The 13,817-nt window shown below is 60.4% G+C and carries 11 protein-coding genes; 7 read left to right on the forward strand and 4 right to left on the reverse strand.

Going from position 1 to position 13,817, the window contains the following annotated elements:
* Nucleotides 1-31: 31 nt before the first annotated feature.
* Complete coding sequence (locus IPK20_07250; protein MBK8016533.1) at nt 32-1,204, forward strand: hypothetical protein; 1,173 nt, start codon at nt 32-34, stop codon at nt 1,202-1,204.
* 60 nt (nt 1,205-1,264) lie between these two features.
* Here IPK20_07250 and IPK20_07255 read toward each other — a convergent pair whose 3' ends face one another.
* Nucleotides 1,265-2,461 carry a glycosyltransferase family 2 protein gene (locus tag IPK20_07255; protein MBK8016534.1) on the reverse strand — a complete coding sequence of 399 codons (1,197 nt, stop codon included), beginning with the start codon at nt 2,459-2,461 and terminating at the stop codon, nt 1,265-1,267.
* 120 nt (nt 2,462-2,581) lie between these two features.
* On the opposite strand from IPK20_07255, the gene IPK20_07260 reads away from it, so the two are divergent.
* The 6 genes from IPK20_07260 to IPK20_07285 all read left to right on the forward strand — a co-directional run bounded on the left by IPK20_07260 (nt 2,582) and on the right by IPK20_07285 (nt 9,633).
* Nucleotides 2,582-3,508, forward strand: a complete 927-nt coding sequence (locus IPK20_07260) for a glycosyltransferase family 2 protein (protein ID MBK8016535.1) — start codon at nt 2,582-2,584, stop codon at nt 3,506-3,508.
* A 304-nt stretch (nt 3,509-3,812) separates the two neighbouring features.
* The gene (locus IPK20_07265) at nt 3,813-5,087 is read left to right on the forward strand and encodes a glycosyltransferase (protein ID MBK8016536.1); all 1,275 of its coding nucleotides are present in this window, start codon (nt 3,813-3,815) and stop codon (nt 5,085-5,087) included.
* Between the two features lie 100 nt (nt 5,088-5,187).
* The gene (locus IPK20_07270) at nt 5,188-6,657 is read left to right on the forward strand and encodes an oligosaccharide flippase family protein (GenBank protein MBK8016537.1); all 1,470 of its coding nucleotides are present in this window, start codon (nt 5,188-5,190) and stop codon (nt 6,655-6,657) included.
* Nucleotides 6,658-6,846: 189 nt separating this feature from the next.
* A complete protein-coding gene (locus IPK20_07275) occupies nt 6,847-7,695 on the forward strand; it encodes a class I SAM-dependent methyltransferase (protein ID MBK8016538.1) in 849 nt (282 codons plus the stop codon).
* Between the two features lie 277 nt (nt 7,696-7,972).
* Nucleotides 7,973-8,815, forward strand: a complete 843-nt coding sequence (locus tag IPK20_07280; protein MBK8016539.1) for a methyltransferase domain-containing protein — start codon at nt 7,973-7,975, stop codon at nt 8,813-8,815.
* Between the two features lie 161 nt (nt 8,816-8,976).
* Nucleotides 8,977-9,633 carry a tetratricopeptide repeat protein gene (locus IPK20_07285; GenBank protein ID MBK8016540.1) on the forward strand — a complete coding sequence of 219 codons (657 nt, stop codon included), beginning with the start codon at nt 8,977-8,979 and terminating at the stop codon, nt 9,631-9,633.
* A 16-nt stretch (nt 9,634-9,649) separates the two neighbouring features.
* Here the strand turns inward: IPK20_07285 and IPK20_07290 are convergent, their stop codons facing one another.
* From IPK20_07290 to IPK20_07300, 3 genes are read right to left on the reverse strand one after another with little or no spacing between them, the layout of a single operon-like run.
* Nucleotides 9,650-10,831: a glycosyltransferase gene (locus IPK20_07290; protein ID MBK8016541.1), complete on the reverse strand. Its 1,182-nt coding sequence runs from the start codon at nt 10,829-10,831 to the stop codon at nt 9,650-9,652.
* A gap of 16 nt (nt 10,832-10,847) precedes the next feature.
* Nucleotides 10,848-12,101, reverse strand: a complete 1,254-nt coding sequence (locus IPK20_07295; protein MBK8016542.1) for an acyltransferase — start codon at nt 12,099-12,101, stop codon at nt 10,848-10,850.
* Nucleotides 12,102-13,796 (reverse strand): asparagine synthase, encoded by a 1,695-nt coding sequence (locus tag IPK20_07300; GenBank protein MBK8016543.1) that lies wholly within the window; start codon nt 13,794-13,796, stop codon nt 12,102-12,104.
* Between the last annotated feature and the right edge of the window lie 21 nt (nt 13,797-13,817).

Here is a 13,817-nt window from a genome sequence, read left to right on the forward strand (position 1 = left end):
GACACCCTCATCGATCTCAGCACATTCGTCCATGACATTCGTGAAGAACGTAGGCCACACACTGCGCCAGTTGGCAGACCGTGCCAATATCGGGCTAACCACTCCCCGGGAGCATCAAGTCCATCTCCAGGCGGCGATGGATTGGCTCAAGCGCGCACAAGATGCCACAGCCGATCGGGGGGTGTCCCAGACGTGGCTCGTGCGGCTCAAGAAGTGGGCGCCGTCGTACCCTGAAACGACCGGATACATCATTCCGACGTTCTACCGCTACAGCGCGGTCGCGGGAGACGACGATGCGAGAGTCCGTGCCCGGGAAATGGCCGATTGGGAATGCGAGATCCAGCATCCGACCGGAGGAGTTCTGGCCGGCGCGCTGGGTGATTCCGATCAGCCGACCATATTCAACACCGGACAAGTGCTTTTTGGCTGGGTGCGCGCCTTCGAGGAAGAGCGCGATGAACGCTACCGAGAGGCTGCAGTCAAGGCCGCCACGTGGCTGTGCGATGTCATGGACGACGACGGATGCTGGCGTACGTGGGGCTCGCCGATGACCGGGAAGCAGATCAACACGTACAACACGCGTTCTGCCTGGGGCCTAGCCCGGGTGCACGAGATCACCGGAGAGCGGCGGTTTCTCGACGCCGCCGTGAAAAACTGCGAATGGGCGTTGACACAGCGCAATCCGTTGGGTTGGCTGATGAACAATTGCCTCCAGGACAATGCTCAACCCTTCGTGCACACCATCGCCTACGCCATGCGGGGCTTCATGGAGATCGGAACCTACGCGAAGCGGGACGATCTTATCGGTGCGGCGCGCGTGATGGGTGACGCCGTGCTGGCCGCGTTGCCCACGGACGGATTTCTCCCAGGCAGGTTCGACGAGCGCTGGCGTCCGACGGTGAAGTGGTCATGCCTGACCGGAGATGCGCAGATCGGTATCAACTGGGGACGCATGTATCAGATCACCGGCGAACGGAAGTACCTGGAAGCCGCAGGCCGGGTGATCGGATTCGTCAAGAAGACGCAGAAGCTCGTTGGAATACCCGAAGAGATGGGGGCGGTGAAGGGATCGCATCCGATCGATGGCTCCTATCACCCTTGGCAATGCCCGAACTGGGCCACGAAGTTCTTTGCGGATGCGCTCATGCTGGACATGGCCAACAACGGTGGCATTCCGTACGTCATTTCACGTTCGGCAGCGTGAAACTCCTCCGCAGACAATCCGATGGATGACAGACGAGTCCGTGGGGGGCGTGTTTGAAGATCAGGTCGGCTGGCTGGGATGATTGGCCGAAGCGCGTTCTTTCAACACCTCGGAAGCTGCGGAAGGTGTTCGGAACAGCAAGCCTGGCGCATGGAGCAGCGATTTCATCAGCCATCCCGGTTTTCCAGACGCGGCCAACCAGATTCCCTGCTTGACGACAGCTTTTTGCGCGTCCACGAGCTTTTGTTCCAGATGCCGTCTCGCCCCGTCTGAAAGCGGAAGGGTCTGGAGTGCATGCTGGCGATACGAAATCTCATCGAGCCAGCACAGGCGTTGTCCCTCCGACAGAGGTGCATTGCCGGCAAAGATATTGACGCCTCGGCCACAGAGGATCTCGGTTCGTGACGAGTATCCCAGCTGGGATCCCGAGCGCAGATGGCTCAGACAGTAATACTGGTCTTCCCCGAACCGAAAGTAGCGGCGAGGGAAACGTATGCGGTCCCCTCTTTGTCTGTGAACGATGGTGGATGTTGTCGGAATCATTCCGTGAACGACGGGCAAGTCCCATGGTCCCCGATATGCGAACACGTCCGTCATCCCATCCAAGGGCTGGAGATTCGATTCGAACCAGGACGGGAGCGCCCGGTTCTCGGGCTGAGTACTGCCCTCGCGCAACGCATTGCAAAAGTAGAAATCGATTCCCGCGTCTATGGCGGTCACCGCACGAAGCAGGTGATCAGGCGACCAGGTGTCGTCGGAATCGAGGAACGCCAGGATGTCCACGCGCCCCTCGAGCAGTTCGAGGCAGGTGTTCCGCGCACCACCAGCTCCTTGATTGCTCTGTCTATGGACGATCAACTCGACGTTGGCTGGAGCCTCGAATGCGATCAGCTCGTCCCTGGCGCTCACGGGTGATTCGTCATCCACCACGCAGACGAGAATACGGAAACCCTCGTTGGCGAGGATGGACTGGCGATTCACTGAATCCAGAGCGCGGCGCAGCAGTCCAGGTTGACGCTGGAAGAACGGAATGACAACGCCGACGCGTGCGTGTGAAGATGAAGCGCTCATAAGTTGAAGTCTGTTTCGATCACTGCCAGGCAGCATGAATGGTGCCACGTCTGCCGCGAATGTCAGGCCTTGCGCCAACGAAAAGTTCGGCCCGGATCCTGCTTCCATCGCCGGGGTGCCCAGTGGGCCGATGAAGTCGCCACAGCCGGGGGCGATCCTGCGAAATCCGGACTGGTTCTGGCGCAAGCACGACAACGGCGCCAGCCCCCGTTTGAAGAAACCATTTGTCTCGCGAGACGCATTTCCGCTGCCGATCAGGGGCGGGCACTCTGACTACGACCATGAATTGCCTTGCTTCGTGCCTGTATGGATGACACCCTGAGTATCGTCATCCCGGCTTACCGTGCGGCCTATCTCGCGACCGCACTGGATTCTCTGGCGGACCAGACAGACAAACGCTTTCAGGTGATTGTTGGTGACGACGCGAGTCCTGACGATATCCGATCGATTTGCAGCCTCTACTCGCCGGCTCTCGATCTCACCTATCATCGCTTTCGAGAGAACAAGGGAGCAACCTCTCTCACCGCCCAGTGGGATCGGTGCGTCGACCTCAGCTCAGGCGCGTGGGTTCTCCTCCTGGGCGATGACGATGCCATCGACCCGGAATTCGTAGCGGCATTCAGGAGAACGCTCAAGGAGACGAACGCATCGTTCGACGTCTATCGGTTCCAGTCCCGCTGGATCGATGCAGACGGAAAGACGACCCGGGTGAGCGATCCTCCTCCCTTGGAGGAGCAGTGGTTCCAGTACCTGGCAGAGCGGTTTCGTGACCGACGTTTCACTTTCACATGCGATCACGTCTTTTCCAGAGAATCCTATCGCCGCGCAGGAGGGTTCGTGGATTTCCCTCTTGCCTGGTGTTCCGATGACGCCTCATGGATCGCCTTTTCGGCCCGCACAGGTTTTCGGACCGTTCCCGGGCCACTGGCATCGTGGCGACGTAGCGGTCTGAACATCTCGAGCGACATACCGCAACTCAGACGCACCAAACTGATTTCGATGAGCTTGTTCCTCGATTGGCTGGGCCAGCGGATGCGAAGCGGAGATCTGCGGTGCCAGTCGGACAGGGAACAGCTTCTCTCGCTTGGTGTCGCGTGGTTCTTCGACCGCTATTGGACCGGGCCCAGCCCGCTGTCCCTGTCCGAGTGCTTCAGAGTGGGCAAAAGGCTGTCGACGTTCGCGCCTAAGATGTCCCTGCGCATTCATCTACGACTTCTGAGGCACTATCTATGAGGTTTCCAGCCGCTTTCGGGATGTATGGACCGAACCATCCAGTGACTGCGCTGACGTGGACATCCACAGAACCGCATCGGGACCCGCCTTCCGTGGCAGGCACGCGGCTCAATGCCCTCCGTCTTCGTCGGTCACGTTCGATTAGAAGCCGGTGAACCCGATCAGAACTCTGGCAGAGGCCACGAGGGTTGCGCGATGGAGGGCAGAAGTCGCGCTGCGCGCCACGGGCATCCTGGTGAGGGTCTTCGCAAGGCTGCTTCTTCTGCCGCCGCGCCGGTCAAACACAGGTGCGCACGTCTCTGCGATGCCGGGCACAACGCGCACGGTTCTGATCGTGAGCTACTACGCTCCCCCCTACAGGAGCATTCACGGCACGCAGAGGATCTCGAAGTTCGCCAAGTATCTGTCGGCGCAGGGGTGGAAGGTCGTCTTTCTCACCACGGAACCCAGAAATGCCGACGAAGTGGATGCCAGCGGTGAGGCGCTATCCGATGCGGTCGAAGTGTGCAGGATGCCCGCGATGCGCTATCACCCCCTTGTGCGCAAGGGACTGATACCTCCCGATCACTTTCTCCTTTGGGTGCCGGAAGCCAGCCGAAAGATTCGAGAAATCTGCAGCTCTCGCAACGTCTCGGTCATTCTGGCGACCGTCCCTCCCTATACGAATGCAGTCGCGGCCGCTGTTGCCTCCAGGGAGACGGGCGTCCCGCTGGTAGTGGACTTTCGCGACCCATGGACAAAGATCGACGTGGAGTGGGTACTTCGGAATCCGATCTCCAGAAAGCTCAATCAGTGGCTGGAGCAAGCGGTTCTGAGGACGAGTGCAAGGATCGTGATGGTCGACCCTCCCGAATATGTGCGCGACTACTTCGTCGATCACGATGAGCAAGTGGGTCGAAAGATCGTCAGCATTGCCAATGGATACGACGAGGAAGACTTCGTCGGGCTGGAATCCGGATCTCCACCTGACCAGGATCGTTTCTGCATCAGCTACGTCGGCGGCCTATACGGCCAGGAGAACGCGAACAATCTGGTCGGCATCTTCGAAGCCTGGGCACGGCGCAGTCCGAAGACGTTGCCGCACGTCCTTTTCGAATACGCGGGAGGAAATGGCGAGTTGCTCGCTCGACTCTCCGGATTGCCGATTCATTTTCGCGATCTTGGCTACGTCTCCCATCGCGATTCGATTCGAATCCGAATGCGGTCTCATCTTCAATTGTTCGCTCAGCCGATGAGTTTCAAGAAGCACGTCATGAGCGGCAAGATCTACGAGATTCTGCGGGTAGGGGTACCGGTACTGGCGCTCACACATCTGGATGGTGGCGTTTCCTCTCTTCTAGGCCGCGCCTCCGCGGGGGTCGTCGTGGATCCACGAGACGCGGAAGGGGCAGCAACTGAACTGCAGCGCGCCTTCGACTGTTGGAAGGCCGGAACACGGAACACATCATTGACACCGAACGAGTTCGTTGGGGGGTATTCGCGCGCTCGTCTGTCCGATCGGTTGTCGGACGTGCTTCTCGACGTCATCGATGGACGTGATTCCCTCTCCAGCCGGGCTTGCACCGAGAGGCGATCGTGAACATCGCGCACACATCCGGTCCGGTCCGAAAGCGAAGTTTGGATCCGATTCCTCGCGGGGACTCGAACGGCGGCAACGCGCAGCAGGATGGAGTGCTTCGATGAGCCTGCGGCGCGCCTTCGGTCTCGCGTTCGTTTCGAACAATGGCACGACGTTCATCGCCCTCGTCAGTTCGATATTCCTGGCGCGCCTGCTGACTCCCAAGGAACTGGGCGTGTTCTCTCTCGGAATGGCCCTGGTAGGGATCCCCGAACTGCTTCGCGATTTCGGCGTGGGAACGTATATCGTCCAGGAAAAGGACTTGACGACGGAAAGGATAAGAACGGCCTTCGGTCTCGTGCTTCTCTCTTCATGGATCTTCGCGGCACTCTTCGTTGCTCTCAGTTGGCCTGCAGCCGCCTTCTTCCGCGAGCCGGAGGTGCGGGACATCATGTGGCTGCTGGCTCTCAACATGATGATCGTCCCTTTCGGTACGGTGACCTTCTGCTACATGCGTAGGCAGATGATGTTCGGGTCGAGGATGATGATCGAGGTTGGGAGCGCGGTGGTGAATTCTGTCGTCGCAGTGTCCTTCGCATTCGCGGGCTTTGGCACGTCGAGTCTCGGTTGGGCACTCATTGCCTGCACCATCTTTACGGTCGCCGTCACGACGAGATACCGCCCCAAGGAATGGTCATGGCTGCCGTCCTTCAGCGAAACAAGAAGAGTCATGTCCTTCGGTACGCGCGTCACCGGCGCCTCCATGAGTGCCTATCTGAATGGAGCTTCGGCAGACCTTATTCTGGGTAAGGTCCAGGGGATGGAATCCGTCGCACTGTTCGGCAGGGCCATGGGACTGCGGCGAGTCTTCGAGAAGATCGTCATGGGTGCCGTTACGGCAGTTGCCTTGCCGCACCTTTCGAGAAAGCACAATGAGGGTGTCTCGCTGCGGGGAGACTTTCTCGCGGCGGGCAGGATGCTGAGCGGCCTCGGATGGCCGTTCTTCACAGCTCTCGCCATATTGGCCGAACCGACCATCAGGGTTCTGTACGGTCCTCAGTGGGACTTGGCAGTGCCTTTGCTGCAGTGCCTTTGCCTGGCGGCAGTGATCGGGTTGCCGTTCTGGGTCAGTGCGCAGTTCGTCCTGGCGACCGGTGACGCCAAGACCAATCTACGCAATGAAATCGTGGCGCTCACCGTACGTGTGGGGGTACTGCTCTCGGCAGCGTTCATCAGCCTCGACGCCGTTGCCGTCGGAACCATCGTGACCTCGGCTGCAGGAGTGGCCATCTGGCGAACCGCATTGCGACACCACGTGAGGGTGGGCATTCTCGAGGTGTATCGGGAGATGCGTACCAGTCTGTGGCCGGCGGCCGGAGCGGGAATCGGAGCCCTGATCGGAGTTGTGGGCATGCCGTTGCTGGGTCTCGGCAACGACTGGGTGGTGCTGGGCGTGGGAGGGGTCGCATCAGTCGCTCTCTCCATGACACTGCTGATGCATGCCGGCCACCCTTTGGCCGCGGAGATTCGACGTACTGTTTCCTCGGTCAAGGACAGGAAGCGGGGATCCGGAGGATCCGAAATGAGGTAAGGACCATGCATCGTGCGAGGGTATGCGGTGCTGACCCGGCAGTCGCCCATGTCAAACGGGAAACTGCCGTGGACCGGTTTCCTTGGCCGCGAGCTTGGACGACCCGATGGGGAGCGCGGGGACACGTCGCCATCAAGCGCAATGGCCGACGTAGGGGGGCTCGAGTGCGGAGTCGATTTTCGGGATTCAGTGCTGAGCAATCGTTCGCGATGGGCCGCTACCCGGAACAGCAAACGCACGCAATTCAACCAGGAACAACTGAACGAGATGTCGGGTGCTATATATGCGGTGCTGGTGCTTTCGGCGAGTACGCTGGTTGTCGTGGCACTCATGCTCAGAAAGGTGACACGTACCGGAAGGGAAGTCTGGGCACTCAAACAGTGGACGGATGAGTGTCTGAATCGGCATTTTCACCATGCCTATCGTCAAGTGGAGGGTCTTCATGCGCTCTATGCCACACTGAGTCCGCAAGTGGGGCTGCCGGCCCTCAGAGGATGGGCAGGGTCGCCTGATTTCCTCGCGGAACTGGCTCGCCAGGTTCTTGAGCGAAAACCAGACAACGTCGTCGAATGCAGTTCGGGTACATCAACGCTGGTGATTGCCAAGTGCCTTCGGCGGATCGGTAGAGGTCATGTCTACAGCCTCGAGCATGAAGCGCACTATGCCGAGCAGACAAGGAGGCTCCTGAAGGAGCATGGTGTTGAGGCGTTCGCAACGGTCATTACGGCTCCGCTCCATGAGACGCGGGCGGGAAGTCGCGCAGGGTTCTGGTACTCGGGTCTGGATGCTCTTCCGGAGACCCTGCAAATGGTGGTGGTTGACGGTCCTCCGGGCACGACGTCCAAGCTGGCGCGATATCCGGCCGGTCCCCTGCTGATCCCTCGACTTGATCCAGGCGGCCTCATGCTCCTGGACGATGCCGACCGGAACGACGAGATGGAAATGGTGAAACTTTGGCAGATGGAGATTCCAGGTCTGTCCGTTACGCGTCTCGATGCCGAAAAGGGTCTGGTGGCGATAGAGCGCAGACGGGAATGATGTTTCGGCCAGAGGGTTTTCAAGGGGCAGCGCACGTTCATCGGCAGCATCCCCGGCGTGTTTCCGGCAGTGAACTTGCTTCGCCCAGGCTTTGCCCAATACGTTCAAGAGGATTCGGCTGTTGAAGCAGATGCAGGATCTCACCATTTGCCGTTGCCCGGTGACCAGGCAACGGCTCGTCCAGATCGATCCCGGACACCTCCAGACAGCGGATGGGTCGAGGAGCTACGGGGTCGTTCACGGAATCCCGGATTTCCGGCTCTTCGACCCTCCTTACATGTCGCGGGAGGAGGAGTTCGCCATCTGCGGGAAACTCGTGGAAAAGTCCCGCGATCACACGTATGCCGAGGTGCTCCAGTATCTCGAACTGGATCTGGCAGGCGATCGTCCTGACGCCGCCAAGCGCAAGAGTCTGCAGCATCGCATGGCCCTCAGGGAACGTGCACCGAGCCGGCTGCGGGAGCTGCTTGACCGGGCCGGCAGAGCTGACGTCCCCAAAGGAGGACGAATTCTCGACCTGGGATGCGGCTCCGGTGAGGCGACTGTAGCGCTGAGCGGGATGGGGGCTGGTGAAGTCGTGGGTATCGACATCTCCATGGTCGAGCTTGTGCTGGCCAAGAAGCTTTTCGAGGAGTGCGGAATCGAGGCAACGCTGGTTGCCGGTTGCGCTGAAGCCCTTCCTTTCGAGGAATCCGTATTCGATTTCGTTTTCTCTCCTGACGTTATCGAGCATGTGACGGACCAAGGAAGCTACCTCAAGGAGGCGCGACGTGTGTTGCGCGCAGGTGGTCAGGTTCTGCTCAATTCCCCGAATCGCTACTCCGTGGTGTGCCCGGAGCCCCACGTAGGGATCTGGTTTCTGACGTACTTGCCGCGCAGTTGGCTCGATCCAGTTTGCAGAATGCTCGGGAAGGGCCCCTACGTCGGAAAAAGGCTGCTCTCGCTGAATGAATTGGAATCCATCGTACGATCCACATTTTCCGAGCACTTCATCGTGGGGCGTGTGTCCAATCCTCACGCAACCAGCTTGGCAGGCAAGCTGTTCCATGCTGCGAGCCCCCTCTCCGTGAACGCATTTGCGCAAGTGTGCGACCAACATGTGGTGCTCGCACGGAAGTGATGGAGAGAGGCGCGGTGGGCACGAATCGAATCCAATGCGGGATCCCACGCTGAACCCTGAGTCTTGAGACGACCATGAGGCAGGCCTTGCTGACCTACTTGATCCGTGTCTGGTCGACCACCTTGTCGAACGGACTTCGCGCGGCCGTACACATCCGTCGAATGAGCGGCAAACTGTGTGTCGCTGTCGCCATCGTGCTGGTAACGTTCCAGCAAGCAGCAGCAGACGAGTACGAATGCGGGACACTCGACAATGGCCTGATCGGCCCCTGGGACTACCACGACCCGCGGAACCACATCCCGAACGGGGAGGCTCCCAAGGGACGGGCGAAGCTTGTGGAAAACGCCCACTTCACGCCAATCATCGAGGCATTGAAACCTCGGGACAAATACCTTCTTGCCCAAGACATTGTCTATACGCTTCGGGCGTTCCCCAATCATCCCCGCGCACTCCTCTCCCTGGCCAAGCTCGAGGAGCACTTTCATGGGAAGCTGCCCGGCCATTCCGCTTCACCCAGAATAACGACCGACTGCTTCTTCGAAAGAGCATTCACGTTCAGGCCGGAAGATGGTCGAGTCTGGGCGATATATGCGCTGGTCCTTCATCGAAAGAAACGATACGAAGAGGCTCTCACGGCTTACGAGAACGCTGAGTCCTACGGTCAGAAGTCTGCACAGATGGACTACAACATAGGACTGCTGCTCATCGACATGGGCAAGCTCGACGACGCACTGGAACGCGCCAGAAGGGCCTACGCAGGTGGATTCGCATTGCCGGGCCTCAAGCGCCGTCTGGAAGCAGCGGGTCGGACATTGTGACGGCCGGCTCACCAGTCTACCGCCTCGAGAGGATCCTCTTGAGCTCGGACGCAAGTTCGCTCGACATGCGTGTTGCCCGAAGTGTTCGCATTGCGGCAGCCTGCCGAAGCCAGGTTTCGCTCAGGCCTTCGATCCTATAGAGGGACAAGAGGTACCCGGCCAAGTCGGCTTCGCTGTCGAAGAGGAAGCCCGCGGGTTCATTCGTCGAGTTGAATATCTCTTCCAGCATTCTCGCGCGCAGTGCCAGCACAGGCTTTCCAGCGGCAATGGCGTCCATCAGCGTGCCGCTCGCGGAAAGGCCGTAGATTTCCGGCGGCAGCGTGAGCACCACATAGTGCATACGGGCGAGCTTGCGCCGGAACTCTTCCCGGGGCAGATAGGTGGTCTGCGGCAACGTGGTCAACACGCCGAGATCTTCGTCGGGCTCGGATTCTGGCCTCCACCCAAGTGCATGAAATCGGATGGCGCCATCAGAGCCGGATGCCACGCGCCTGGCGATCCTCAGAAATGTTCCGAAGCCCTTCCTTTCCGTGGCTGCTCCTAGGAAACAGACCTGCACCGGGGGTTCGCACTGTCCAGGAGCCACCAGTCCCGCGTAGGCGGCGGGTTCGCTGGACGCGATGGGATGGGCAAGCCCGTGAAGTGCTCCGGCGAGTTCCGGGAGTTCCCGCAGCAGTGTCTTGCGGATGACCTCTTCCAGCACGAGGTAGTGAAGGTTGGGATGCAGAGTACGCAGGATCGCTTCGCGCAGCTGGCGCAGCCGGGTGAGGGGATTGCGAGCACGCCACGCCACGATTTCGTTGGCATTGCTATGGAGGATGCAGAGGGCGGTCCGAACCCTCCTGCTCCAGGATCCCAGCACCCATCGGATGGCGTACAGGGTCGCAGGAGTGATGTCGCAAACGATCAGCACGATCGGACCCTCCGGACACCGGTTCAATGCGATCCTCAGATTCTTGATCTCCCGCGGTAGGCGGCTCCAGAAGCCGGCCGTGCGTGGAGCCGGTTCTATGGCAACTGTCTCGGTATCGATCGAATCGTCGACGAGTTCGGCAACTGCCTCGAGATGACCTGGTTCAGCGGCGAATATCAGCCTGTCGTCGGGATATGCCGCCCGCACGACCTCCAGAAAAGCGGAGTTGAACGGTGCATGCGATGCACTTCTGTTGAATGGATCGACGACGACGATCGTAGCCATGGAAGCGGGGAACCGGCTATGCGCCGTGCTTTCCTGCGTTCAGTGACGGGCCCGCGAACGCCGGACGCCGTTCCAGCCGGCGGCCCAGCGCAATCATCGGCTTCTCGATCATGGAGTGTGCAACGGAAGACAGCACGAACGTGGACGCCGTCACGCCGGCGAGGAACATCGAGTAGTGGACGATCGCCCACCATCCCTCGGACTTCAAGTGAAGCGTCCCTTGCACCGCGTGCGCGACATCGAGCATTGTCCAGTGCAGGAGATACGCAGCGAAGCTGGCCTCTCCGAGCTTTCGCCATGGCAGTCCGGTGACCAGGCGATAGCGGCCGGGCGAAAGAACGAGCGCCGCGCAGATCGCCGCGAACGCCGCGGAGACAACGACGTGAGTGGGAAGAGGGTACGAAACCGTCGTCGCCAGTGCGGTCTTCCGGATGGGAATGAGGGTCAGCAACAGGATGGCCATCACGCCGGCGACCAGGATGGGCGTTGCTGATCGCTCGAATATGCGACGCACTCCGGACATGCCGTTGCTTCCTGCCACAAGAAAGTAGAGAACGAGGCCAAGCGAAAATACAACCAGTTGATTGGGTGGCCAGAAGAACAGGAAGTTGTCCAGGCCAGGCGTCGATTCGGCACTCCCGTGCAGCCGCACGCCAAGGGAGGGAGAGATGACCATCAGGCACATTGCGCCCAGGGCAAAGGCGCAGGCCTGCAGCGCGTTCCGCACGAACAGTGCGATCAGCGGAAAAGCGAAATAGAAGCAGAATTCCACGGACACGCTCCAGCTTCCCGGAACGACCTGCCACCGTCCCTCAACGGTCGTCATCCAATCCGGTGACCACGCATTCACGAACAGCAATGTCGCCAGAAGCTGAGACACGTCGAAATGGCTCGCGGGCGGTCTGACGAACACATACAGGAGGGCGCCCAGGTAGAAGGCCGGTGCAATGCGAAACAATCTTCGGAGAAAGAAGTTGAAGGTCCGGGTGCCCGTATCTCCCTTCATCCGATTCCACGAGAGCATCAACGTGAATGCGCTTGCGATGAAGAAGAGCAGGACTCCGTACCAGCCGAAGTTGGTGACCCGCTTCACGGGATAGGGCAGTTCGGGGAAGAGACTGCCGACGTGCGCCACCATCACCAGAAAGATCGCCCAGCCGCGAATGGCGTCCACGGCCTCCAGCTTGATGCTGCCCTGCATGCGGGAGCCGGAACTCCCGGCGGTCGGTACCTGCGACGTCACCTGGCGTGTGAGCGCGCTCTCGTCCACTCAAGCGGCCGCAGTTCTGATGGGGGGGATGATGGCCGGCTCGCTGGTGGATGCTGAACCCGAGCGGGCTCGCCCCTCCAGCCATTGCTCCAGCATCATGAGAATCCAGATCATCTCCCCATAGTATCCGGGGGCCTGAGGAAGAAGGTCTCTCCTGAGCTCTCGCAGAAAATCGGGACGGACGATGCCGCGTCCCGACATGCCCTGCAGGCTGCGGTCGACGATGGCGCCGAGATCAGCGTCCTTCATGACCCAATGCCCGAAAGGAAGGCCGAATCCGTGCTTCTTCTTCGTGAGGATCTCGTCGGGCAGAAAGCCGCGAAGTGCCTCCTTGAAGAACCAGCGAAGCTTGAGGCCCCTGAGCTTGTAGTGCGGAGGAACCTTGAGAGAGAAATCGACCAGCTCGTCCGAGAGAAGCGGAAACGACACCTCGATGCCCGCAAGGGCGGTGGTCCCGGTCACCTTGGGAAGATCGTTGTCCGCAAGCGTGAACTTCCAGTCGAAGGCGAGATTCCGGTTGATCTGCGACTGCGCGAGGGCACGGTCCCAGCAAATGCGCTGCTCCCGCACCGGCACGTGCGAGTCCACACCTTGCAGAAAATCCGGATCGAAGACCCTGGCCAGCGTCAGCTGGGTCAGCAGGTTGTACATCTCCAGTCGCTCGGGCATGGGAACACGCGCCTGCTCCACATAGCTCGCTGCCTTGCGCAGCGGCGGAAGGCGCCTTGCAGCCGACGAGCCCAACAGCAGCGGTTCCATGATCGACGCGCGGACGAACGGCGGAATCGCGTCGTACCAACCGAATACCCGCTGCTTCGCGTATCGCGAGTTGCCTCCGAAGAGCTCGTCGCCACCGTCGCCGGCCAGCAGCCGCTCATACCCGTCGGCCTTGGCGAGTTTCGCCAGGTAGTAGGCGGGCAATGCGGAAGAGTTGCCGAATGGCTGGTCGTAGTGGCAGGCGACCGTCGGGATCCCGTCCACCAGGTCACGCGGTGTGACGTAGTAGGCGCGATGGTCGGCTCCGAAATGGCGCGCTGCGATCTTCGCGTACTCCATCTCGTCGTAGCCCTGAGCGTCGAATCCGATCGAATAGCCCCGGGGCGCTCCACCGGTCACGTCGCGAAGCATGCCGAGCACCGTGGAACTGTCGGTTCCGCCGGAAAGGTACGCGGCTGTTCGTTGACCGCTCGCCGCTCTCTCCACCGATGAGCGAATGATGCTGCGGAACTCATCGCGGAGACCGTCGAAGTCCGCTGGGGTGTCCTCGCGGAACTCGGGCTTCCACCAGAACACCGACCGGCACCCCCTGGAGTCCCCGCTCAGGATGCTGCCCTGCTCCAGACGGAACACATCGCAGAATATGGTGCGCGGAGAGGGGATGCAGTGGAAGTGCAGGTAGTTGAATATGGACTGAGGGTCCATCTGGGCATCGGGACCAGCCACGATGTCCGCCCGTTCCGCGATACGCATGCGGCCGTCGCGATACGAGTAGCAGAGACTGTAGGTGCCGAAGCGGTCGCAGGCCAGGCCCACGGTCATCGCCCGCAGATCGACCCAGAAGGCGGCGAATCTTCCGCGAAGGGTCCGGAGAGTGGCCTCCGGCTTTGCGCGGAGACTCGCTGCCAACGTGCCAGCCAGCGATCCCGCCGATTCTCCTCGACCCGCCTCAGCCAGGTAAGGTTCGCCGCGAAGCATCAGCAGGAATTCCTGATCGTT

This window comes from Betaproteobacteria bacterium, from assembly GCA_016713305.1.
Lineage (GTDB): Bacteria > Pseudomonadota > Gammaproteobacteria > Burkholderiales.

What these genes read in the sequence shown, in the direction of transcription:
- IPK20_07300 (MBK8016543.1), bottom strand. Translation starts at nt 13,796, where the DNA reads ATGCTTCGCGGCGAACCTTACCTGGCTGAGGCGGGTCGAGGAGAATCG.
- IPK20_07260 (MBK8016535.1), top strand. Translation starts at nt 2,582, where the DNA reads ATGGATGACACCCTGAGTATCGTCATCCCGGCTTACCGTGCGGCCTAT.
- IPK20_07250 (MBK8016533.1), top strand. Translation starts at nt 32, where the DNA reads ATGACATTCGTGAAGAACGTAGGCCACACACTGCGCCAGTTGGCAGAC.
- IPK20_07285 (MBK8016540.1), top strand. Translation starts at nt 8,977, where the DNA reads ATGAGCGGCAAACTGTGTGTCGCTGTCGCCATCGTGCTGGTAACGTTC.
- IPK20_07265 (MBK8016536.1), top strand. Translation starts at nt 3,813, where the DNA reads ATGCCGGGCACAACGCGCACGGTTCTGATCGTGAGCTACTACGCTCCC.
- IPK20_07270 (MBK8016537.1), top strand. Translation starts at nt 5,188, where the DNA reads ATGAGCCTGCGGCGCGCCTTCGGTCTCGCGTTCGTTTCGAACAATGGC.
- IPK20_07290 (MBK8016541.1), bottom strand. Translation starts at nt 10,831, where the DNA reads ATGGCTACGATCGTCGTCGTCGATCCATTCAACAGAAGTGCATCGCAT.
- IPK20_07280 (MBK8016539.1), top strand. Translation starts at nt 7,973, where the DNA reads ATGTCGCGGGAGGAGGAGTTCGCCATCTGCGGGAAACTCGTGGAAAAG.